This window comes from Paenarthrobacter sp. NPDC090520 (assembly GCF_044769205.1).
Classification (GTDB): Bacteria; Actinomycetota; Actinomycetes; order Actinomycetales; family Micrococcaceae; genus Arthrobacter.
This window is the reverse complement of the sequence record NZ_JBIVXM010000006.1, coordinates 74,606-96,727: the sequence shown is the minus strand read 5'-3', so window position 1 is coordinate 96,727 and position 22,122 is coordinate 74,606. Positions and strand designations below refer to the sequence as shown.

18 protein-coding genes are annotated in these 22,122 nt (G+C 65.0%); 14 read left to right on the top strand and 4 right to left on the bottom strand.

The annotated features are described in order from the left end of the window. The first annotated feature begins 20 nt into the window (after positions 1-20). The 8 genes from ACIQTZ_RS09540 to ACIQTZ_RS09505 all read left to right on the top strand — a co-directional run bounded on the left by ACIQTZ_RS09540 (position 21) and on the right by ACIQTZ_RS09505 (position 9,792). Positions 21-488 (top strand): hypothetical protein, encoded by a 468-nt coding sequence (locus ACIQTZ_RS09540; protein WP_400330983.1) that lies wholly within the window; start codon positions 21-23, stop codon positions 486-488. Between the two features lie 76 nt (positions 489-564). Beyond that, positions 565-3,498: a GMC oxidoreductase gene (locus ACIQTZ_RS09535; protein WP_402979854.1), complete on the top strand. Its 2,934-nt coding sequence runs from the start codon at positions 565-567 to the stop codon at positions 3,496-3,498. Between the two features lie 42 nt (positions 3,499-3,540). Then, positions 3,541-5,511: a hypothetical protein gene (locus ACIQTZ_RS09530; RefSeq protein WP_402979851.1), complete on the top strand. Its 1,971-nt coding sequence runs from the start codon at positions 3,541-3,543 to the stop codon at positions 5,509-5,511. After that, a complete protein-coding gene (locus ACIQTZ_RS09525; RefSeq protein ID WP_402944247.1) occupies positions 5,508-6,554 on the top strand; it encodes an alpha/beta fold hydrolase in 1,047 nt (348 codons plus the stop codon). Before ACIQTZ_RS09530 ends, ACIQTZ_RS09525 begins: the two co-directional genes overlap by 4 nt. A 4-nt stretch (positions 6,555-6,558) precedes the next feature. Beyond that, on the top strand, positions 6,559-7,524 hold the full coding sequence (locus tag ACIQTZ_RS09520; RefSeq protein ID WP_402979848.1) for an acetoacetate decarboxylase family protein: 966 nt from the start codon (positions 6,559-6,561) through the stop codon (positions 7,522-7,524). Next, entirely contained in the window at positions 7,521-8,003 is a 483-nt protein-coding gene (locus tag ACIQTZ_RS09515) for a hypothetical protein (protein WP_400330969.1), read from the top strand. The genes ACIQTZ_RS09520 and ACIQTZ_RS09515 overlap by 4 nt, the downstream gene beginning before the upstream one ends. Then, positions 8,000-8,449: a hypothetical protein gene (locus ACIQTZ_RS09510; RefSeq protein WP_402979845.1), complete on the top strand. Its 450-nt coding sequence runs from the start codon at positions 8,000-8,002 to the stop codon at positions 8,447-8,449. Before ACIQTZ_RS09515 ends, ACIQTZ_RS09510 begins: the two co-directional genes overlap by 4 nt. Further along, complete coding sequence (locus ACIQTZ_RS09505) at positions 8,446-9,792, top strand: patatin-like phospholipase family protein (protein WP_402979842.1); 1,347 nt, start codon at positions 8,446-8,448, stop codon at positions 9,790-9,792. The genes ACIQTZ_RS09510 and ACIQTZ_RS09505 overlap by 4 nt, the downstream gene beginning before the upstream one ends. A gap of 45 nt (positions 9,793-9,837) precedes the next feature. On the opposite strand, the gene ACIQTZ_RS09500 is transcribed toward ACIQTZ_RS09505, so the two are convergent. Continuing rightward, positions 9,838-10,293 (bottom strand): hypothetical protein, encoded by a 456-nt coding sequence (locus ACIQTZ_RS09500; protein WP_402979839.1) that lies wholly within the window; start codon positions 10,291-10,293, stop codon positions 9,838-9,840. 213 nt (positions 10,294-10,506) lie between these two features. Further along, positions 10,507-12,567 (bottom strand): hypothetical protein, encoded by a 2,061-nt coding sequence (locus ACIQTZ_RS09495; protein WP_402979836.1) that lies wholly within the window; start codon positions 12,565-12,567, stop codon positions 10,507-10,509. A gap of 664 nt (positions 12,568-13,231) precedes the next feature. Here ACIQTZ_RS09495 and ACIQTZ_RS09490 point away from each other — a divergent pair. From ACIQTZ_RS09490 to ACIQTZ_RS09480, 3 genes are all read left to right on the top strand, one after another. After that, a complete protein-coding gene (locus ACIQTZ_RS09490) occupies positions 13,232-14,110 on the top strand; it encodes an FAD-dependent oxidoreductase (protein ID WP_402979833.1) in 879 nt (292 codons plus the stop codon). 105 nt (positions 14,111-14,215) lie between these two features. Continuing rightward, complete coding sequence (gene deoC, locus ACIQTZ_RS09485; RefSeq protein ID WP_400330955.1) at positions 14,216-14,896, top strand: deoxyribose-phosphate aldolase; 681 nt, start codon at positions 14,216-14,218, stop codon at positions 14,894-14,896. 53 nt (positions 14,897-14,949) lie between these two features. Next, the gene (locus tag ACIQTZ_RS09480; RefSeq protein ID WP_387433475.1) at positions 14,950-15,171 is read left to right on the top strand and encodes a hypothetical protein; all 222 of its coding nucleotides are present in this window, start codon (positions 14,950-14,952) and stop codon (positions 15,169-15,171) included. Between the two features lie 60 nt (positions 15,172-15,231). On the opposite strand, the gene ACIQTZ_RS09475 is transcribed toward ACIQTZ_RS09480, so the two are convergent. Both ACIQTZ_RS09475 and mfd read right to left on the bottom strand, forming a co-directional pair. Next, the gene (locus ACIQTZ_RS09475; RefSeq protein ID WP_397326108.1) at positions 15,232-16,026 is read right to left on the bottom strand and encodes a metal-dependent hydrolase; all 795 of its coding nucleotides are present in this window, start codon (positions 16,024-16,026) and stop codon (positions 15,232-15,234) included. A gap of 4 nt (positions 16,027-16,030) precedes the next feature. After that, positions 16,031-19,654, bottom strand: coding sequence for a transcription-repair coupling factor (gene mfd, locus ACIQTZ_RS09470; protein ID WP_402979830.1), 3,624 nt, complete (start codon positions 19,652-19,654; stop codon positions 16,031-16,033). 41 nt (positions 19,655-19,695) lie between these two features. Here mfd and ACIQTZ_RS09465 point away from each other — a divergent pair, with 41 nt between their 5' ends. From ACIQTZ_RS09465 to ACIQTZ_RS09455, 3 genes are read left to right on the top strand one after another with little or no spacing between them, the layout of a single operon-like run. Further along, on the top strand, positions 19,696-21,288 hold the full coding sequence (locus tag ACIQTZ_RS09465) for an SDR family oxidoreductase (protein WP_402979827.1): 1,593 nt from the start codon (positions 19,696-19,698) through the stop codon (positions 21,286-21,288). Between the two features lie 50 nt (positions 21,289-21,338). Then, positions 21,339-21,836, top strand: coding sequence for a DUF2505 domain-containing protein (locus tag ACIQTZ_RS09460; RefSeq protein ID WP_387433465.1), 498 nt, complete (start codon positions 21,339-21,341; stop codon positions 21,834-21,836). A 1-nt stretch (position 21,837) separates the two neighbouring features. Further along, a complete protein-coding gene (locus ACIQTZ_RS09455) occupies positions 21,838-22,059 on the top strand; it encodes an SCO4848 family membrane protein (RefSeq protein WP_400330942.1) in 222 nt (73 codons plus the stop codon). Positions 22,060-22,122: the final 63 nt, after the last annotated feature.

The window sequence follows — 22,122 nt, the reverse complement described above, 5'->3', positions numbered from 1 at the left end:
CCCACGAAAAGAGGGACGCCATGGCACGCGAACCGGAACCCACCTTGGAGCAACTGACCATCCTGCTTGGCACATGGGAGACCACCATTCCCAGCGCGGAGACCCAGGGCCGGACCACGTTCGAGTGGCTGGAAGGCGGCGGCTTCCTGATCCAGCGTTCAACGGTGGAACGCCCGGAGTACCCCAACGCAGTGAGCGTGATCGGGGCAACCGGTTCAGACGGGGCGTTCCAGCAGCATTACTTCGATTCGCGAGGGGTAGCGCGCATCTACGACATGACGCTCAAAGACAACGTCTGGACGCTGTTCCGGGACGGTCCGGATTGGCCGCAACGCTTCGTGGGCCGCATCAGCGACGATGGGAAGACCATCACCGCACGCTTGGAGCGCGGCACGTATCCCGGCGGACCGCTGGAGCACGACTTCGACATGGTCTACACCCGGATTACTCCACCTCATGGACAGATTCCCGGACCGGTGGGAACATAAGGGCCATAATCCGCGGAGGCATCGCCCGGCCACGTTCGGGTAACTCCAGGTCAGCTCTCGTTTGAGGGGAACGGCCATGGTTCGTCTGGGGTACGCGAACACTGGGAGTACGGGTCCGGAACCCGGCATCGATCGGTCACGCCACGGCGGCAGCCTTGAGACAGTGGATGCTGTGGTGGTGGGCTCGGGCTTCGGCGGCTCGGTGGCTGCCCTGCGCCTGGCCGAAGCCGGGCAGTCCGTGGTGCTCATGGAACGCGGCAAGCCGTATCCGCCGGGGAGTTTCGCCCGGTCGCCGTCGGAAATGGGCCGGAACTTCTGGGACCCGGACCGCGGCCTCTACGGTCTGTTCGACGCCTGGACCTTCCGCGGCACTGAAGGTTTGGTGTCCAGTGGTTTGGGCGGCGGCTCGCTCATCTACGCGAACGTGCTGCTGCGCAAGGATGAAAAGTGGTTCGTGAACGAGTCCCCCATCCCGGGCGGCGGCTACGAAAACTGGCCCTTCACCCGCGAAGACCTGGACCCCTACTACGATGCCGCCGAGGCCATGCTCCAGCCGGTCCCCTATCCATGGAAGGACACAGCCAAGACCCAGGCGATGGAAAACACTGCTGCGACGTTGGGCTTGTCCATCAGCCGCCCACCGATCGCCGTGACGTTCGCGCCCACCCCGGGCGGAGACCCGCGGACCAACCATCCCCTGCCCTTGCCGGAGTACGGGAGCGTCCACGGTCCCAACACCGTCCGCACCACCTGCACGCTCAGCGGCGAATGCGATATCGGCTGCAACGCGGGCGCCAAGAACACGCTGGACCACAACTACATCTCGGCGGCGGCCGCCAAAGGTGCAGATGTCCGCACGTTCCATGATGTCCGCGGCATCAGGCCCCTGCCCGGCGGCGGTTACGAAGTCCGTTACGTCGTCCATCATCCGGAGAACCAAGGCGAACTCCTCACCGAACAGATCATCCGTTGCACCCGATTGATCCTCGGGGCGGGCACGTTCGGCACCAATTTCCTGCTCCTGCGCAACCGTGGCTCGCTCCCCGCCCTGAGCGAAACCCTGGGCACCCGCTTCAGCGGCAACGGAGACCTCCTGACCTTCATCATGGACGCCAAGACACCGGCCACCAACGGATCCCGCCCCGGCGTGCGGACCCTCACCGGCAGCCGGGGGCCGGTGATTACGACGGCGATCAGGGTTCCGGACGCGAATGACGACGACGGCGACGGTCGCGGCTACTACGTGGAGGACGCCGGGTACCCGGCCTTCATCAACTGGCTCATGGAAACGGCCCAACTACGCACTGCGGCCATGCGCACCGCCCGGGTTGCCGGGCAACTGCTGAAGGACAGGCTTTTCGAGGCCGGCCGCTCCAACGTCTCCGCAGACCTTGCCGCGGCGCTGGGCGATGGCAGGTTGTCAGCCAGTTCGGTGCCGCTGCTGGGCATGGGCAGGGATATCCCCGACGGTGTCATGACCCTGAACGATGGGCGGCTCGCCATTGCGTGGACCATGGCAACCTCCAAGGAGTACTTCGGTCGCGTCCGGGCAACCATGGAGTCCATCGCGAAGGACCTGGACGGGAACTTCGTGGACAACCCGCTGTGGTGGGCCAAGCGCGTCATCACCGTGCACCCGATCGGCGGGGCACCGTCAGGGCGGCATCCCGGCGAAGCCGTGTGTGATTCCTATGGCGAAGTGTTCGGTTATCCGGGGTTGTTCGTGGTGGACGGGGCGGCGATGCCCGGTCCTGTGGGTGCCAACCCGTCCCTGACCATCGCGGCGTTCGCCGAGCGGGCGTGTGCCCGGATCCTCGATGAGGGCGCAGCAAGGGAACGACGCCGGGCTGCCGGACATCGCGGCATCGCGCCCTCTGACGCGGCTGGGGAGGACGCGGCTGGGGAGGACGTGGCTGCGGAAGGCGCCCTTGCGGAAGTTGCCGACCAGGGCCACGGCAGTCCGGCGACCTCGCAGGCGGAGGCGGCGGGCGCCGTCGTCGACGTCGGAGCGAGCGCACCGCGGGCACTGGCGCCTGACGCTACCAAAGGCAAAGGGGCGCGTAAGGAACAGCCCGCTGGCGCGGTTCCTGGCGGCACCGACGCTCCCCAAGCGAGCTCCCGCGGGCTGACGCGGCGTGGTAAGGGCGCGGCTACCGGCGGCATCGATGCTCCCGAAGCGAGCCCACGCGGCCTGACCCCGCCCGGTGCGGGTCCGGCTCCTGGCGCCACCGACGCTCCCCAGGCGAGCCCTCGGGGGCTGACGGCGCCCGCAGCGGGTCCGTCACCTGCCACCTCGGTTCGATTCACCGAGCAGATGCACGGCTGGTTCAGTCCCGGCCTTTCCGACCCGGAGAAAGGCCGCATGCTCGGCCGGGACCGGAGCCGGAAGATCATGTTCGAGCTCACCATCATCGCCGAGGACATGGAGGCGTTTGTCGCGGATCCGAGCCATCCCGCCAAGGCAGAGGGCTACGTCCTGGCCGACTATTTCGGGGGCCGCATGCCCGTGGAGCGTGGCTGGTTCAACCTCTTCGTGGAAGACGAATCCACGGACGGGCGCCCCGCCCGGCGCATGCTGTACCGCTTGTGGCTGCGCGATCCCGGGGGCACGCCGTTCACGTTTACCGGGTACAAGCAGATCCACAATGAGGCGGGCTTCGACCTCTGGCCGGATACCACCATCCTGTACGCCACCATCCTTCGCGGGCACGTGCCACCGGACGCCGACACCAAGCGGCCGGACGCGGACTCCGTGGCAGCGGACTCCGTGGCAGCGGACTCCGTGGCAGCGGAGCATGGCGTGGTTGGGGCCGGCATCCTGTACATCCGGCCGCTCGATTTCGCGAAGCAGTTGACGACGTTCCGAGCGGAGGGTCCGGCGCGGGCTGCAGGTTTGGCGGCCTTCATGAAACTGTTCGCGGGCGAGCTGTGGCAGGTCTACGGGCGCGGCATCCGGCGTGTGCCGTTCCCGCTCAGATCCTCCCGCACGCCGAATCGCCCAGGCCGCTGAGACGCGATGAAAAGCTGGGAGCTCGCCCAACACAGGGGCCTCTTGGGTTTCACTCCCCAGCCCGCCGTCCGGTGGCTCGCACCCATGTCCTTGGCCAGAACGGCATTGAAGGTCATGGCAGCAACGGTCTTCGCGGACTTCGGTGACAAACGCGAGCTGGAAGGCGGCTTCCCGGGCGAGCTCTTGCGCCTGGACAAGCTCCCAATCCCCGGCCAACCGGCCCAGCCTCCGGTGACCAGCCGCGGCCTGCCCGGTCCGGGCGAACTTGCCGGCCCGGACCGCACTGCCCCTGCCCAGGATCTGTGGCTGGACTTCACCGCGGACCTCGGGGACGGCTTCGACGCAACCTACACGGTGGCGTCGTTGCTGGCGCAGGATGCGTTGCCGGTGGCAGGAGAGGATCTCCCCCGCGGCCGCGTCCTGGTGCTGGGCGGGGACGAGGTCTACCCCGTGGCGTCGCCGGCGGCCTACGAAAACCGGATGGTGGGCCCCTACAGGACAGCCTTCCCCGAACGGAATCCTGCGTTGCGGGGCCTGCAGAACGCCCCAAACCCTGGACATTCAATGCAGAGGGGGCCACACAACGAGGTTCCCGTCATGCTCGCGCTTCCCGGCAACCACGACTGGTATGACGGCCTCACCTCGTTCATCCGCACGTTCACCCGGCAACGGAACATTGGAGCCTGGCGGACCATCCAGTCCCGCAGTTACTTCGCAGTGAGGCTCACGGGGGAACCACCAGGACCAGGCCGGAGCGGCGCGCCCGGTTGGTGGCTCCTGGGATTGGACAGCCAACTGGGCCAATACATCGACGAACCCCAACTGGACTACTTCTACCGCAACGTCACACTGCAGTTGCAGCCCGGGGACGCGATCATCCTCTGCGTCGCTTCCCCCTTCTGGGTGGACGCAGACGCAGCCCACGCCGCCGAACGACCCAACGAATTCCGCCAGGCGAACTTCTTCGAACAGGACTACCTGCGCCGCCGGTTCAACCCCGTCACCGGCCACTTCGAATCCACCGGGGCGAACGTCCGGCTCTGGCTCACGGGCGACCTGCACCACTACTCGCGTTACGAAGACGGAACCGTGGCGGGACCAGCCAAGACCCAGCTCATCACCTGCGGCCTCGGCGGAGCCTACCTCTCCGACGCCCACTGGTTGCCGGACGAACTCCTCCTACCGGCTCCCGCCGAACCCGGTGAATCGTCCAGCGTTCCCGCCGGCAACCGAACCCCGGCAACAGGCAGGCGTTTCACCCGCGCTTCCACCATCTACCCTGGCCAGTCCGATTCCCATCTCCTGGGTCCGCGCCTGGCCAACCCCTTATCGCCCTCGTGGCTGCCGGCCCGCAACCCCGGCTTCGGGCTCTCCATGGGCTTCGTCCACGTGGTGGCCGCCCTCACCGCGTGGACCGTCTTCAGCGCCTTCCGCGGCGAATCCTTCGTGGATAGCCTGCATGGCCTGACCCACGGAAACACCCTCCTGCTCATCGTGCTCCTGGTCCTGGCCATACCCGTCCTCCTCGGAATCACGGTGCTTACGGCTCGAGTGCTCGGCATCGCCAAGGCCGGCATCGTCGTCTTCACCCGCGGCGTGCTCTACCAGCTGTCCGCGCTCGCGGTGAGTGCCGCCGTCGTGATCCTGGTTCCGTGGCCCCGCGGGTGGCCGGACGTCGTGTTGGTACTGCTGGCCCTGGCATCGGTCCATGCGGGCGGCTGGGTGCTGGGCAGCGAGGCGTTCGCGCTGTACATCCTGTCCACGCCCAGCGGTGAGGTGTCCACGTGGAAGATGTCCGGGCAATCCATCGAGGACCACAAAGGCTTCCTTCGCCTGCACCTCGCGGCCGACGGCACCCTGACCGTTTACCCGCTGGTGGTTGACACCATCTGCCGCGACTGGCGGCTCCCGGACACGAACGACGGCGCGCGGCTGGTTCCGGAGTCCGGCCTGCCTGCCGTGCGGCTGCTTGAAGAACCCATCACCATCGCACGGAAGGGAACCGCACCATGATCATCACCCGTGCCGAGCACCGGACCGAGGTCATCCCGTTCCGTGCCCGGGACAATACCCCGCTCAGCCTGGTCCATGTAACCTCGCCGGCCGAGGCAAGCAAGGGGCCCGTGCTGCTGGTCCACGGATCGGGAGTCCGCGCCGAACTGTTCAGGCCGCCCATCCGCACCACCATTGTGGACGTGCTCCTGGAGGACGGATGGGACGTGTGGATGCTCAATTGGCGGGCATCCATTGACCTCGATCCCCTGTCCTGGACGCTTGCCGACGCCGCCGTGTACGACCATCCTGCCGCCGTCGAGCATGTCCTCAAGGCGACAGGCGCCGAAACCATGAAAGCCGTGATCCACTGCCAGGGATCAACATCGTTCACCATGTCCGCGGTGGCCGGGCTCCTGCCGCAAGTGGACACGATCGTCTCCAACGCCGTCTCCCTCCACCCCGTGGTGCCGGCTTTCTCGCGGCTCAAGATCGACTACCTCACGCCCGTGGTGAAGATGTTCACGCCCTACCTTTCGCCCGCCTGGGGATACAAGTCCCAGGGGTACTTCACCCGGGCCATCCGCGGGCTGGTCAAAGCCACGCACCACGAGTGCGACAACACGGTCTGCAAAATGGTCAGCTTCACCTACGGCAGCGGCCGCCCCGCGCTGTGGGCTCACGAGAACCTGGACGAGGCCACCCATGAATGGCTCAGCGGCGAATTCGCCGAGGTCCCCGTCACGTTCTTCGAAGAAATGGGCCGCAGCATCAAAGCCGGTCACATGGTGGCCGCGGGCGAGCATCCGGAACTGCCGGACAATTATGTGGCCGAGGCTCCACAAACCGACGCCCGCTTCGCGTTCATCGCAGGGCTGGACAACCTGTGCTTCCTGCCGGAAAGCCAGCAACGCAGCTACGACTTCTTCCGGAAGCACCGCCCCGGCAAGGACTCCCTCCACCTCATCCCCGGCTACGGCCATTTAGACGTGTTCTTCGGAGAACGCGCCTGGCAGGACACTTTCCCGGTCATCGTCAGCGAACTCAACGGCAGCAGGAGCTGAACCCATGAAAACCCTCACCGAACTGGTCAGTCCCCTGCTCAAGCTCATGCCCTCGCCGGTACCCCGGCGCCAGGAGCGGCTCCGCGGCCAGCATGCCCAGGCCGACGGCATCAAGTACCTCATGCCCGTGAACTCGGACGATTCCCCGGTCCTGATGGCCGCCTTCCCCATCAACAAACGGGCCGCAGCCTCCGTGCTCCCGGGTACGGAACTGCGACCGTTCAGCCTGGGCGGGAAAGGGCTGTTGGTGGTCACGGTGGTCAACTACAAATCCACGGACATCGGCAAGTACATCGAATACTCCCTGGCCATCGCCATCACCCACGGCAGCCGCCCGGCACCGCCCATCCTCCCCTTGCTTTTCCAGAAGACGTTCAAGCTCGGCCAGTTCGTGGTGGACCTCCCCGTCAGCACGGAGATCTCCGTGAAGGGCGGGAAGGGTATCTGGGGCATGCCCAAGCACCAGGCCAACCTGGACTTCGTGGTCACGGACTCCAGCGTCTCGGCCCAGTACGACAAGGACGGCCAGCTGGGCTGTTATATCGAGATCGAACGGCCGGACCCCTTGGGCCTGCCGCTCAAACTCGCAGCCTCCAACTACTGTGCCTTCCGGAACATGCTCTGGAAGTCCGACATCTACTTCGAAGCCACCGGAGACATTGCGCTCGGCGCCCAAGCGAAGGCCCGGCTCATCCTGGGTGACGCGCCCGGCGTCGAACCTTTGAAGACGCTCCAGGTGGAAAGCAAGCCGATCTTCACCGCCTGGCTGCCACAGGCCCACGGCGTCCTGGACGACCACTACGAAGCCTGGTTCCTGACCGCGCCTACGGAAGCCGGTGCCGCCGGTATCCGCGGCGGAGACATGCTGGACAGCGTCACGGAACTTGGCCAAGGGCAGGAATGGCTGGCGCCCCCGGACCGCAGCAGGGTCCCCGGTGCGCCGATCAGGTCCGCGGACGGTGCTCCGTGAACTGGCTCCTGCTCCTCAACGCGCTGTATTTCCTCTTTGGCGCCACCATGTACGTGGGCACCATGTGGGTCCTCAAGTTCTTCCTCTACCCCACGTGGCGGTCGCTGGCCAGGGACAACGTGGACATGCACTTCGGCATCCCCACCCGGGCAGCCACCAAATTCTTCACCGTGGTGGTGCCCATCATGTTCATCTCCGGGGGCATCCTGGTGTGGTCCGAGTGGGGCACCATCCGTCTCATCCCGGCCATCATCTGCCTGGTGGGCATCATTACCCTGACAGTGGTGGGGCAGGGCATCATCATCCCCATCAACGTCCGGATCCGTGGCGGCGACTTCAAGGATGACGCCGAGCTTCGTACGCTCCTGCAACGCTGGATGCTCCTCAACGACATCCGCTTCTACGTCTCCACGCTCACCTGGGCGGCCATGGTCTGGCTGCTGGTGGACCGGGGACGGCTCCTGGAGTCCTTCTCATGAGCGCCCACGCTAGTTCCCGGAAACCGCATCCGCCAGGGACCGTTGCCTGGGCACTGGCGGACCCATTGCGTGCAGTACTGGCGGCGATCGCCGTCATCACGGTGATTACGGGCGTGGTGGAGGTTCCTTTTGGCGGGCCGCTGCTGCAAATGCTCGGCGCCGATCCCACGCCGGAGGCCCGCCAACTGTTCGGCACCGTGGGCATGTTCATGGTGGTGGTTGGCGGACTCCTCCTCCACACCTTGCTCAATGCGGTGCCGTCCCCGGAAGTTGTTCTGTGGTCCGGCGTCCAGAAGGCGGGTGCTTTCGGTGCGGTCGGCATTGGGGTACTCAACGGAGTGTTCTCGCCGATTGCCCTGTTGGTCGCGTTTTTTGACCTCGCGACGGCGGTACTCCTCTTCGTGTATTGGCGCCGGCTGGGTGCCGGGCCGGGCCTGCAACAGTGAAACGCTCCCTGGTCCTTGCCGGCGGCGGCATGCGCGTGGCCTGGCAGGCGGGCGTCATGCGCGCCCTTGAGGAGGAGGGTCTGGACTTCCACCACGTCGACGCCGCTTCCGGGGGCATCCTGACCGCCGGCATGCTGCTCTCCGGAGTGTCCGCCAGGGAAATGTGCCAGCGCTGGTCCGGCGTGGACGTTAAGGATTTCGGCTCTGCCCTCCCGATCGGCGATTACCTCAAGGGCCCGTGGTCGCTGCCTGCGGTCGGCGATTCCGACGGCATCCTGGACAAAGTCTTCCCCGCCTTGGGGATCAACGACGCCACCATCCGTGGCCGCGCGGCGGAACCGGGCGCCGTCGAAGGTTCCTTCAACGTGGTGGAGTTCGTCGAAAAACGATGCCATGCCATCGACGCCAAGGAGATCGACGCGGAACTCATGGCGGCGGGAATGTCGCTGCCGATCTTCCTGACACCGCTGCGGCGCGATGGAAAGATCTGGACGGACGCCGTGTGGATGCGCGATGCCAATGTGGGCGAGGCACTCCGCCGCGGAGCCACCGAGGTCTGGCTCATTTGGTGCATCGGGAACTCCCCGTACTGGGGCGATGGGCCCTTGGAGCAGTACGTGCACATGATCGAAATGAGCGCCATGGGTGCTTTGCTTGCTGATTTCGAGGCTGCCGCCGCCGTGCGGCGCGAGTTTGTGCTGCACGTGATCCGTCCTGCGCACCCGCTGCCACTGGATCCCGAGTTCTACCTGGGCCGGGTGGACGCAGACACCCTGATCGGCATGGGCTACCGCGACGCCCGGGCTTACCTGGACTCCATGACCGCGGAGGGGCTCGCCAAGGATTCCAGCTGCACGGCCATGACCGACCCCGTTCCCGGGGTGCGCTTCAATGACACGTTACAGGGCAGGATCGGAGGAGATCTGCTCACGTTCCGGGCAACGGTGGTGCTTCCCACCTCGGCCTCCGGCGCACCCCCGCAGTTCACCGGGTACCTGGAACACGCCGGATTCGGCGGGCGGACGTTTGTTGCCGACGGACGCGTGGAAGCGTCGGGCGCGGACGTCACCTACCGGGGCCGTGCAAGGCTCGACGGCGGGTGGCAGGATGTCGCGGTTACCCGCACCTTGCACGATGATCCGGGCCCGGACGCGTGGTCAGATTCGCGCCGCGCCCAGCTCATAGTTGGGGATGTGAGGGCCGAACTGTCCATGAGCCTCGCCGACGCAGCGGGACTTCTGGCCTCCATCGAACCCGTGGGCGCACACGGAGTCGTGGACCGCGCCGCGGCCGTGGCGGGTTTTGCCGCGAACGGCTTGAGGGAACTGCTGCGCCGGTACTGAATGGCCCTGCGGTCGTCGTGTCCCCCATGCCTGCGTCAACTTACGTCATCGGCGCAGGAGTTTATTGCTGAACCTCGCGAACTTCCCTGGTTCTTTGGAGGGGTCGATGATGGTTGGCTCCACTGAGAAGTCGGTTCCGCGGTCCGTGACCGGGCGGCGCCGGTTCTTCCAGTCCACAGAGTTGAACTGCGGGTTGTAGATGGGTGGGGTCACGCCTTCGGCGCGGAAGATGTCCCACATCCACGCGGGGATGTTATCGACGGTTCGGGGAAACGCATACAGTTCCTGGGCCCATGCGCTCGCATTCGAAGGGCGTTGGCCTGGATACCACTCACCGTCGGCGTCAAGTTCCAGATGCTCTTCATCGAAGAAACTTGCTTCGCCGGCCGAGTCCGGGAACACCACAACTTCAGCTGTTGTCCATGTCCCGTGACCCGGCTGATAGGCCAAGACCCTGCACGTCTCCAGCCAATCGTTCCACGCCGCATGCGAAAAGCGCATGTCGCCAGTCATAAATGTTGATCGGTCGGCACTCTCGATTGTTCCGTGCCAGGACGTTCCCGAGACGTGATGCACAAGGGTCGCTCGTGCCTTCTTCATGCCTCGTGCGAAACCAACGTCTCCGAAGGCCTCTTCCCGCAATCTCGTCAGTCCGTCAACAATCCATGCAACGTCCGCTAAGTCGTAAACAGTCATTTTCAACCAGCTCCCGAACTAATTGTTAAATGTCTTGAACGTAGGCCGACCCTGCCCGAATCGAAATTCCAATTCCACCTTACTGGGGACCCCCGACCTAGTCCCCGGAATCATCCGCATTTCCCACGTGAGGTCGACTGGTGCTCCTGCGGACAGTTGACGGTTGACCTTGTTAATCACATCCATCTCAACCTCGTGGAAGTTTTGTATGTCGTTGGGTATGCCCACACCGCGGTTTTGCCACATGTGTTGGGGAAAGATGCCGGCGCCTTCGCCGATGAAGCCCAGGCCTGATGGTGCTGCGTGGCCCCCGTCGTAGCCGGGGCCTCCGAGGCGGCCGGCCTTGCGCTGTTGGTAACCGTTGCGGTTACTGTCTCCGACGAGTGTCGAAACAATGTGGCCCTTGCCTGAGGCGAGCTCAGCATTCTGGTCCATGACAAGAGTGAACGTGTTCTGGAGTCCACCATCCACTTCCACCACCACGTTGTAGGTGACGTTCGGCAGAGGCTTGTTCAGCTCAAGGGACCATGCCCCTCTGACGCCGCCATAAGTGTCGACGACCCTGACGGTGCCAGTGGCGTCGGTGTAGAACTTTTCCAGAGTGGGCTTATTGACGATCCCCTGGGAGTTCTTCATGAGGCTGCGGTGCTCGATGACATACTCGGTGAACGGCTTCAGGTTGGTTCGTGCCGCGAAGTTTTCCCTGCGGCTGACCGGGAAAAGTCCATCACCGTGCTTCAGGATGATGGTGTTCTCGATCCTGTCCGGTACGACGAAGTGGTCCGGGAGTACCGACGGCACAGCTGGATGTCCCGGACTGGTCCTGAGTGGTGGAACGAACGAGGGTGGGTTGTTCCCGCGAATGGCCGAGGCCCGGGTTTCCAACCAATTCGAGGCATGGTGGGTGTGGCCAGTCCGGGTGAGAGCTCCGCCCGGGGTAGGGAAAACGGCTTTTGGCAGTGAAGCATCTGCTGCGCGGAGTCCGTCCGCGAGCTTGGATAAACCATTGGCCGTTGCGTTCTTGACTGCGGCGGCGGATTGGGCCGCGCCTGCCCGAGCATTGGTGACGAGGTTCCAGGTTCCAACGCGGGCCTTGGTGAGGGCGTCCTGGACTTTCGCTGTGGTCTTGGGAGCGAGGATGTCCGAAACCTTCAAGGCCAAGGAGCCGGGTTTTTCGAGGAAGTCCGCGGTTTTCAGGAGCAGATGGGAACTGGCGGCGAGCTTGGCTGCGAACGCCGCGTATTTGGCGCTGTCGATCGTCGCGAGGGACAGGCGCCCTGCGGCCATCCCTGCTGAGGAGACGATTTTGGAGGCCTTAATTCCTGCGCCTGCTCCGGCGCCGAGGAAGAGGCTGGAGACGTTGAACACGGATGCCCCGGCTGCCCAGGCCGCGGTGGTCTCATTTTCTTCGAGGTGGATGAAGGCCGGGCCGATGGACGTGAAGAGGTCCCGGGCTTCCTTGACCTTGGGCTCTTCGCGTTCCTTGGTCTCCTCGTCCCGCCACGGAATGCTGGCTCCGGCCAAGGTTCCAGCGGCGCCGATGGTGGCGTTGATTCCGCCCCAGGCCAAGTCGCGTTTGATCGGATTCAGGGTTCCGCTCAGGGACCAGATGCCGTCCACGGTTTCGATAAACGCTGCGCCAATCCCTTGGAGAAGCCCCAGCCCGCCGTTGGGCCGGTAGGGAATGGTTTGGTTGCCCCAGGGTTGTTCGTCCTGGGGGCGGTCGATGCCGGCGTACGTTCCGGCGTCCCAGAGGAGTGCGTCCACCCAGTTCCCGAATTTCGGGTCCGGCCCGGTAGGTGCCGTGGCCGCGTACACGGGACCGCCGGAGATGACTGCAAGTGCTTGTGCGCAGGTGTTTTGCGCCTTCAGGTAGTCGTCGTGGATGGCCTTGATATCGGAGGCGAGCCGCTCGCGCCGGGCGCTCAGGTCAGCGTCCCCGCTCCAGTGCTGGGTGACCGTGGTGGTGATCTCGTCGTCTTTGACCCGATGGGTGACCTCGATGCTGCTCGGGAATGCGGAAATGTCCGCGTCCAAGGCGTGCACGGCCCTGCCGTAGGCTTCGAGCCGCTGTTTCAAGTCCCGGCACGTGGACGAAAAAGTCTCCAGAGCGGCCGCGGTGGAAGTTGCCGTGCTGTTTACGCGCTGAGCGGTGGGCGTCAGATGGTCAAATGCTGTCAGAACCGTGGCTGATTCCTCGGACCTGTAATGAACCGAAAGGTTCCGCCAAATCCCCGCGGTGTTGCAAAAGTCCGTCAGGTAATCTCCGGCCAGCTGCCGCAGCGACTTCACCGCATCATCAAGGGAATCAACCTCAGGCAAAGTGAACCCACCCGAAGGATTCAACCCCGACGAAGTGTCAACGGACGTCACAAGCGCTCCTGGAACAACAACCGGAATGGTCGTGACCGGAAGTGGTCACGCAGCCGGGGTCATTGTGAGCACACGAAAAACCGACTAGGTGGCAAAAAAGGCTCTCCCTAGACCAAAACAAGGGAAATTAGGTGGTAGAAACCCAAAATTAGGTGGAGCGGAAAATTATCTAGGTGGTGCTATCCACAGGGCCAAAATCCCGGATGCCCCACTGCGAACGCTGCGAATGTGACGTACGTTATTACCGCCCGGTAAACACCACGCTACGCAACAACCAAAGATGGCAACAGCGGTGAAACACCCGCGAAAAACCGGCGTCCTAGGCTGATCCCACAAGCACCGAACAGGTCATTCAGCGAAAGGGCCCACCATGTCCTCACCTTCCCTCCACATCGTCATTGCCGGCGCAGGTCCGGCCGCCCAGGCTTTGGTGCGGAGGCTCGCAGGCAAGGGTGGCCCACGCCCCCGGGATCACCGCACCTTCGAGGGCACCATCACGGTCCTCAGCAACCGCGACGAGTGCTCCGACGCCCTGCTGGAACTCGCTGAGCTGCCCAAGGTCTCGGTCCGCTTCGGCCAGGCCGCCAGCTACATCGACGTGGACGCCAAGATGGTGACCACTGTTGATGGCATGGAGTTCTCCTACGACCAACTGGTGATCGCTACCGGCTCGGCACCGTCGTTGCCCCCGGTTACCGGCGCCTACTGTGGCTTGAACTACTCCACCATTGACGACGCCGGTCCCATCGGCGAAGCCGTCAAGGACGTCACCCGGGTTGTTGGCCGTCGTCCGCTGGGCATCCTCGTGGGAACCGGACCCGCCGCCGGGCAGGCTGAGGCCGTGCTCCGGGCCAGGGGTGTCCGTCCCGTGCGCACCACGTTGCGGCCGTCCGCCGTCGTACCTTCCCTGGCCGGTTCCCCGCTGCCGGCCACCGGCATCCTGTTCGAGGATGGCAGCAGCATGAACGGCGACCTGGTGGTCCTGGCGGAGGAGCGCACTGCGCGCACCGAACTCGCCTCCAGCGCGGGCCTGGAACTGGCTCACGACGGCGGTATCGCCGTCGGGCGCGACCTGGCCACGTCGGTGCCGGGCATCTGGGCGATCGGCGACGCCGCGTCCTGCGACGGGTTGCGGTTGGGGCTCCTTCTGTCCGCGGAATCGTCGGCCATGTTGTGCGCTTCGGGGCTGTTGTCTGCCGCTCGTGGCGGCGCTGCCGCTACTACGGCAGAAGTCCAGGCAGCCGCCTGACAACCTCCCGCCGGTGCCGGTGGCCGGTGTGGCAAGATGGTCCTTTGACGGGCAGTGACAACCCTGCGGCCACCGGGCCGGCCACGCCCGGCACGGAAGGATTCCATGAGCAACCAAGCCGGCATCGCCTCGTACATCGACCACACCCTGTTGAAGCCCGAGGCCAGCGAGGCCGACGTCCTCAAGGTGTGTGCCGAGGCAGCCGAGTACAACTTCAAGTCCGTCTGCGTCAATCCGATCTGGGTCAAGACCGTCAAGAAAGCCCTCAAGGGTTCCGGCGTCCTGACCTGCGCGGTGGTGGGATTCCCGCTCGGCGCGACACCCAGCGACGTCAAGGCGTTCGAGGCCCGGGGCGCCGTGCTGGACGGCGCGGACGAGATCGACATGGTGATCAACATCGCCTCGGCCCGTGCCAATGACAAGGGTGCGCTGGTGGAGGACATCACCGCCGTGGCCGAAGCTGTGCACACGGGTGAGGCGATCCTGAAGGTCATCATCGAAACCTCGCTGCTGACTGACGAGCAGAAGGTCATCGCTTGTGAAGCAGCGGTGGAAGCGGGTGCCGACTTCGTCAAGACCTCTACCGGTTTCAACGGAGGCGGCGCAACAGCCGAAGACGTAGCCCTCATGCGCAAGACGGTCGGCCCCGAACTGGGCGTCAAGGCCTCGGGCGGAGTGCGGTCCCTCGCCGATGCACAGGCTATGATTGCTGCTGGTGCAACACGTATCGGAGCGAGTTCCGGAATTGCCATCGTCAAGGGTGAACAGGGTTCATCCGACTACTGAGGCTTCCGGCCGCCGCCACGGATTTGAGCCCTGCGGGGCCGAGGAGGAATGAATTGTCCAAGAACACTGCCCCGATTGAAAACGAGAACAACCTGGGCACGAGCATCGTGCTGTTCGTGGTCATGATCGTCCTCTTCCTTGGCGCCATCTACTCCCTGTCCTTCCTGACGCTGGACAACCCGTGGCCGATGGCCGTCTGCCTGGGCCTCTTCGCCCTGGCCTTCTGGATTCCGCAGACCGTCCTCGGCCGTTCGGACTCGGCCGGCGAGAACTAGGTCTTAAGCAACAAGGAAGGGGCACCCCAGCGGGTGCCCCTTCCTTGTTTAAGTGCGGGTTTACAGCGCCAACGCCGCCAGGACCGCCGGCCAGTGCTGTTGGGCCAGTCCCCAGGCAGCAGCGCCCATGCCCACCATCGCGTAGCCGCTGACGGGGATGAGGACCAGCCATTCGCGGCGTGATCCCGCCCGCCCCAGCAGCGGCAGGGAAAAGGCTCCGTTGGGACGCCAGATCCCGCTGATGGCGGACTTCCGCAAGAACTTGGGCGGTTTGATGACGATCGGCCACAGCAACGGCACACCGCCCACGGTAATCATGTCCCCCACGATGTGGACCACGACGCCGGTCAGCATGGACAGGGGCAGCCAACCCCACTGGGCCGGTGCGAACCAGGTCACCAACCCCGCCATCACCAGTGCGAAAAGCCAGTTGGTGATCCACCCGGACTTGGGAAACAGGTTCAAGGCCTTGGCTGCCAGGTTGATCATGAACATACACAGCAGCCCGGCGCCCACCGACAACCTCCCAACGGGCGTGACCATCTGGAATTGGGCAGCCATCGCCGCCAGCACCACGAACGCCGAGGCGCCCAGCAAGGAGTGTGTTCCCTGACGGTGCCCGCCGCTGGCCTTCTCGATACCCACTGCGATCGCGTTGGACAACGGCGGCAACGAATTGGCGATGGTGCTGTGCCGGTGATCCCAGTCGCACACCAGCGCCGTTCCCGCCGTCGCCATGGCGCCGATCAGGATGCCGGTGGAATCCAGCGGGTACCAGCCCAGCGCGTACGGGCCGGTCGAGGCAATAGCGATCCACGCCGCGGCTCCCGACGCGGCGTGGTGTCCTCCCATCATTCGTTTAGCCAGCCTTTACGGGTACATCGGTGAAGATTGCTTCGATCACGTTGTTGGCCCAGTCAAGGATCTCGGCATCCTGCAGGTCGCGGCCACCTATCCTTGCTGTCTTGGGCTTGGGGATCAGTACCGCGTCCAAGGCGGGCTTGACCTGCGAACCCGGGTACATGCGGTTGAGGCGCATGGTTTTCGATTCGGGCAGTTGCGCCGGCGAGAAGCGGATGAAGTTTCCTTGGAGTGCGACGTCGGACAGCCCGGCTTCGCGTGCACCCACCCGGAAGCGGGCCACGGCAATGAGGTTCTTGACCGGGAGTGGCGGCTCACCGTAGCGGTCCACGAGTTCGGACAGGACCTCGTCGATGGCCTCGTTGGTGATGGCTGCGGCCAGTTTCCGGTAGGCCTCCAGGCGCAAGCGCTCTCCCGGAACATAGTCATGCGGCAAGTGTGCGTTGACAGGCAGCTCGATCTTCATCTCGGCGGCCTTCTCCTCGGCCTCGCCACGGTACTCTGCCACGGCTTCGCCCACCAAGCGGATGTAAAGGTCGAAGCCGACACCCTGGATGTGGCCGGATTGCTCGCCGCCCAAGAGGTTGCCGGCGCCGCGGATTTCGAGGTCCTTCATGGCCAGCTGCATGCCGGCTCCGAGCTCATTGTGCGCAGCCACGGCTTTGAGGCGCTCCAGCGCAACCTCGCCCAGCGGCTTCTCCGACGGGTACAGGAAGTAGGCATAGGCCCGTTCACGTCCACGGCCCACGCGGCCACGAAGCTGGTGGAGCTGCGAGAGGCCGTACTTGTCGGCACCATCCACGATCAGCGTGTTGGCGTTGGAGATGTCCAGGCCGGTTTCGATGATGGTGGTGCACACCAGCACATCGAAGCGCTTCTCCCAGAAGTCCACGATGATCTTTTCCAGGCGGCTCTCGGACATCTGCCCGTGAGCCACTTCCACCCGCGCTTCGGGAACCAGCTCGCGGATCTGCGCGGCAATCCGTTCGATCGAGGACACCCGGTTGTGCACGAAGAACACCTGTCCTTCGCGCATGAGTTCACGGCGGATCGCGGCCGAGGTCTGCTTGTTGGTGAACGGTCCCACGTAGGTCAACACGGGGTGGCGTTCTTCCGGCGGCGTGGCCAGGGTGGACGTTTCCCGGATACCCGTGAGGGACATTTCCAAGGTACGCGGGATGGGGGTGGCACTCATGGCCAGCACGTCCACGTTGGTGCGCATCTTCTTGAGCGCTTCCTTGTGCTCCACGCCGAACCGCTGTTCCTCGTCCACGATGACCAGGCCGAGGTCCTTGAACTCGAAATCCTTGGACAGCAGGCGGTGCGTGCCGATCACCACGTCCACGGCGCCACTCTTGACGCCCTCTGCGGTCTCCTTGGCTTCTTTGCTGGACTGGAACCGGGACAATGGTTTGACGCGCAGCGGGAAGCCGGAGAATCGCTCGGTAAAGGTCTCATAGTGCTGCTGGGCCAGGAGGGTGGTAGGCACCAGGACAGCCACCTGTTTGCCGTCCTGGACGGCCTTGAACGCGGCGCGGACGGCGATTTCGGTCTTGCCGTAGCCCACATCGCCGGACACCAGCCGGTCCATGGGGATCTCGCGCTCCATGTCCGCTTTGACCTCGTTGATGGTGGTCAGCTGGTCCGGGGTCTCCACGTAGGGGAAGGCTTCCTCAAGTTCCCGCTGCCACGGGGTGTCCGGGGCGAACGCGTGCCCCCGCGAGGCCATGCGGGCCGAGTAAAGGCGGATCAGTTCGCCCGCGATTTCCTTGACGGCCTTGCGGGCCTTGGACTTGGTGCTGGCCCAGTCGGCGCCGCCCATCTTGCTCAGCGCCGGGGTGTCACCGCCAACGTAGCGGGTCACTTGGTCCAACTGGTCCGTGGGAACGAACAAGCGGTCCCCGGGGGCACCCCGCTTGGACGGGGCGTACTCCAGCACCAGGTACTCGCGCAGCCCCGAGTCGGACGCGGATGTTCCCACCACCTTGCGTTGGATCAGTTCCACGAACTTGCCGATCCCGTGCTGCTCGTGGACCACGAAGTCCCCGGCATGCAGCTGCAGCGGGTCCACGGCGTTGCGACGCTTGGACGGCATGCGCCGCATGTCCTTGGTGGAGCTCGTCGAAGCGCGGCCCAGCAGGTCCGCTTCGGTCAGGAGGCCCATCTTCAGGCCATCGAGCACAAAGCCACGCCCGACGGCGGCACAGGTCACCTCGATGATGCCGGGTTGCGGCTCGTCATCCAGGGAGTCAACCCGGGCACACGGAATATCGGCGTCATGGAACAGCTCAACCAATCGCTGCGCAGGGCCGGGACCGTCGGTCACCACCACCACGCGCCACTGGTCCCGGACGCGGGAACCAATGAAGTCGAGCATTTCAGCCACTTCGCCCTGGTAGCCGCGGGGTTCACGGGCATGGAGGTTGAGCACGTCAATGTCCAACACCAGGTCCTCGTCGGAGGCCAGTGAGGTGATGGACCACCAGGACACTTCATTCTCCAGGGCCGAAGTCCGGGTGTCCGTGAGCGAACGGAAACTGGCGGCATGCAAGTCGTTGGAGGCGCGGCTCAACAGATCAAGGGGCGCAGCACCGCCGTCGGACGCTGTTGACCAAGCGGCCTCAAGGAACTCTTCGTTGGTTGCGGCGAGATCGTGCGCCCGGGTACGGACCTTCTCGGGTTCGATCACCACGGCCAGCGAGCCGGCGGGAAGTTGGTCCACGAACGGAACCATGGCATCCACCAGGACCGGGGCCAAGGACTCCATGCCTTCCACCGCGATGCCGCCGGCGATCTTCTCCAGCATGTCCGCTGCGGCAGGCATGTCCGCCTTCAACTTGGCCGCCCGGGACATGACCGAGGGCGTAATGAGGATTTCCCGGCACGGCGGGGCATGCAATTCGGTGGGGTGGTGGATTCCGGGGGCGGACAGCGAGCGCTGGTCGGCGACGGCGAACCAACGCATCTGGTCCACTTCGTCGCCGAAGAACTCCACGCGGATCGGGTGGTCCTCGGTGGGCGGGAAGACGTCCAGGATGCCACCGCGCACGGCGAACTCACCGCGATGCGTCACCATGTCCACACGGGCGTAGGCGGCGTCCGACAAGGCCCGGACCACCTCGGTGAAGGACCGCTCTTCGCCCACTTTAAGCGTCACGGGGACCAGGTCGCCCAGGCCGGCGACGATGGGCTGGACCACGGCGCGGACCGGCGCCACCACCACGCGCAGGGGGGCCGCCGTCGAGCTTTCCGGGTGCGCCAGCCGCCGCAGGACGGAGAGCCGGCGGCCTACTGTGTCCGAGCGCGGCGAGAGCCGCTCGTGCGGAAGGGTTTCCCAACTGGGGAATGCCGCCACGGATTCGGCGGGAAGGTAGGAGGCCAGCGCTGCGGTGAGGTCCTCGGCTTCGCGGCCCGTGGCCGTCACGGCGAGGACCACGGGGCCTGCGGAGCCTTCGCCGGCCAGGGCGTCGGCCATTTCGGCGAGCAGCACGGAACGCATGCCGGTGGGACCACTGATCTGGTAATCCGTGCTCCGGGAGTCGAAGGGCCGCCTGGCCTCGGTGCGGACACGCGCAAAACTCTTGTCTTCCGCGAGTGCGCGGCGCAGACCGTTGAGGCTCATGGCTGAAACTCCTAGGGTGGATCCAAGGGCAGGCAACACAAATGCCCGGAAATTCAAAAGAATGCCGGGTTATTCCAGCCTACCCCTCCCTCCAGACCCAGGAGTTCCCTTTGCAGCCTTCCGTTCCCTCCCACAGCCGGACCGTCCTGGTCACCGGCGCCACCGGCTACATCGGCGGCCGACTGGTCCCCCGGCTCCTCGAGGCCGGACATCGCGTCAAGGTGCTGGTCCGTTCGCCGCAGAAGATCAAGGATGTCCCGTGGCACGACCAGGTTGAGATCGTGCAGGACTCACTGGACGATGCCGCCGGCGTGGAAGAGGCCTTGGCGGGGGTGGAGGTGCTCTATTACCTGGTGCACTCCATGGCCTCCGGCAGTGGGTTCGAAGCCAAGGAGGAAGCCATGGCGCGGCTGGTTGCGGAGGCAGCCAAGGCGGCGGGGGTGGACAGGATCGTCTACCTCGGCGGACTGCATCCGGACAACGAGCTGCTTTCCACGCACATGCGGTCCCGCGAGAAGGTAGGCCGGGTGTTCCTGGAGTCCGGCGTGGATTCCATCGTGTTCCAGGCCGGGGTGGTGATTGGTTCCGGCTCGGCGTCCTTCGAGATGATCCGACACTTGGCGGATACCTTGCCGGTGATGCCTGCACCAAACTGGGTCACCAACCGGATCGAGGCCATCGCCGTGAGGGACGTCCTGCACTACCTGGTCGCCGCGGCGACGCTTCCGGACAAGCTGAACCGGACATTCGATATCGGCTCCCGGGACGTCCTCAAATACAAGGACATGATGAACGAGTATGCCCTGGAGCGTGGACTTCCCCGGCGGCTCGTGATCGCCCTGCCCGTCCCGGCACCCAAGCTCGCAGGGCTGTGGGTGGCACTGGTGACACCCATTCCCTTGTCCATGTCCTTCCCCTTGGTGCAGTCACTGCAGCACGATGCTGTGTCGCGGGAGCACGACGTCGACCATTACATACCGCAGCCCGACGGCGGCCTGACGCCGTACCGCCGCGCCGTCGCCCTGGCGCTGGGCAAGGAACGCGACGGCCAGGTGGAGACCACGTGGGCCAACGCCGGCATCGACGCCGATCCTTTGCCCAGCGACCCCGACTGGGCCGGTTACAAGGTCTACCTGGATGAACGGAGCTTCCACAGCGAAGCAAAGCCGGAACACGTGTGGACCATCATTGAGGGCATCGGCGGCAAGAACGGCTGGTACTCGCTTCCCTTGGCCTGGCGGGTCCGTGGCTGGCTGGACAAGCTCCAAGGCGGGGCCGGGCTGCTCCGCGGACGCCGCCACCCCAAGACGCTGGGCAGCGGCGAAGTGGTGGACTGGTGGCGGGTGGAGGCGATCGAACGCGGCCACCTGCTCCGCCTGCGGGCGGAGATGCGGGCACCGGGACGCGCCTGGCTGGAGCTGGCGGTGGAGCCCGACGGCGGCGGAAGCCTTTACAAGCAGCGCGCCATTTTCTTCCCGCGGGGACTGGCGGGAAGGCTGTACTGGCTGGGCGTCTACCCGTTCCACGGGTTCATTTTTCCGTCGATGGCCAGGAACATCTCGGCGGCAGCTATTGCCCTGCAAGAGGAAGAGGCCGTGGAGCCCGGTTCAGGAGTGTCCACCGACACCCCGTAGGATGTTGGGGAGCTAAAAGAGCTTCAACACCACCAATCCACGGAGGACCCATGGCCCTGAGTGCATCCACCACCTTGCCGCACAGCGTTGACCGCGTAGCTGCTGTTTTCGTCGACGAAGACTTCCTGCGCCACACGAGCGAACTGGTGGGCGGCTCCCTGGAATCGTTCACGATCGACGGTGACACCGCCGGCGCGTTCACCACCACCACCGTCCGCACGCTGCCCACCACGCGGCTGCCGGACATCGCCCGCAAGTTCGTCGGTGAGAGCCTCACCGTCACCCAGACCGAGAAGTGGGACGCTCCTGCTGCCGATGGTTCGCGTGCCAGCACCATCGCCCTGAAGGTCTCCGGCGCTCCCCTGGACGTTTCGGCCGTGCAGCGCCTGATCGCCGAGGGCGGCAGCACCCGCATCGAACTCGAAGGCAACGTCACCTCCTCCGTTCCGTTCCTCGGCGGCAAGATCGCCGACGCCGCGGAACCGATGGTTGGCAAGGCCCTCAACATCCAGTCCCAGCAGGCCCAGGCCTGGCTCGAAAGCCACTAAGGTGCAGCTTCCTGCCATCCTCGCGATCATCCTGATCGTGGCGGGCGTATGGTCCTTGGCGGTGTGGCCGCAGTTCCTCAAGCGCGTCATGAAGGATCCCCGCGCCCGTGACGCCTCGGGCAAGGCCACCAGGTTCCTGACCGTGCACGTGGTCCTGGTGACCATTTCCATGGTGCTGGGACTCGCGACGGCGGCAATCGGCGTCGCCGGCCTTTTCGCGTAACCCTCACCCAACTGAGTCGCAGTTAAGCGCGTTTTGACCCCTCATAACGCGCTCTACTGCGAC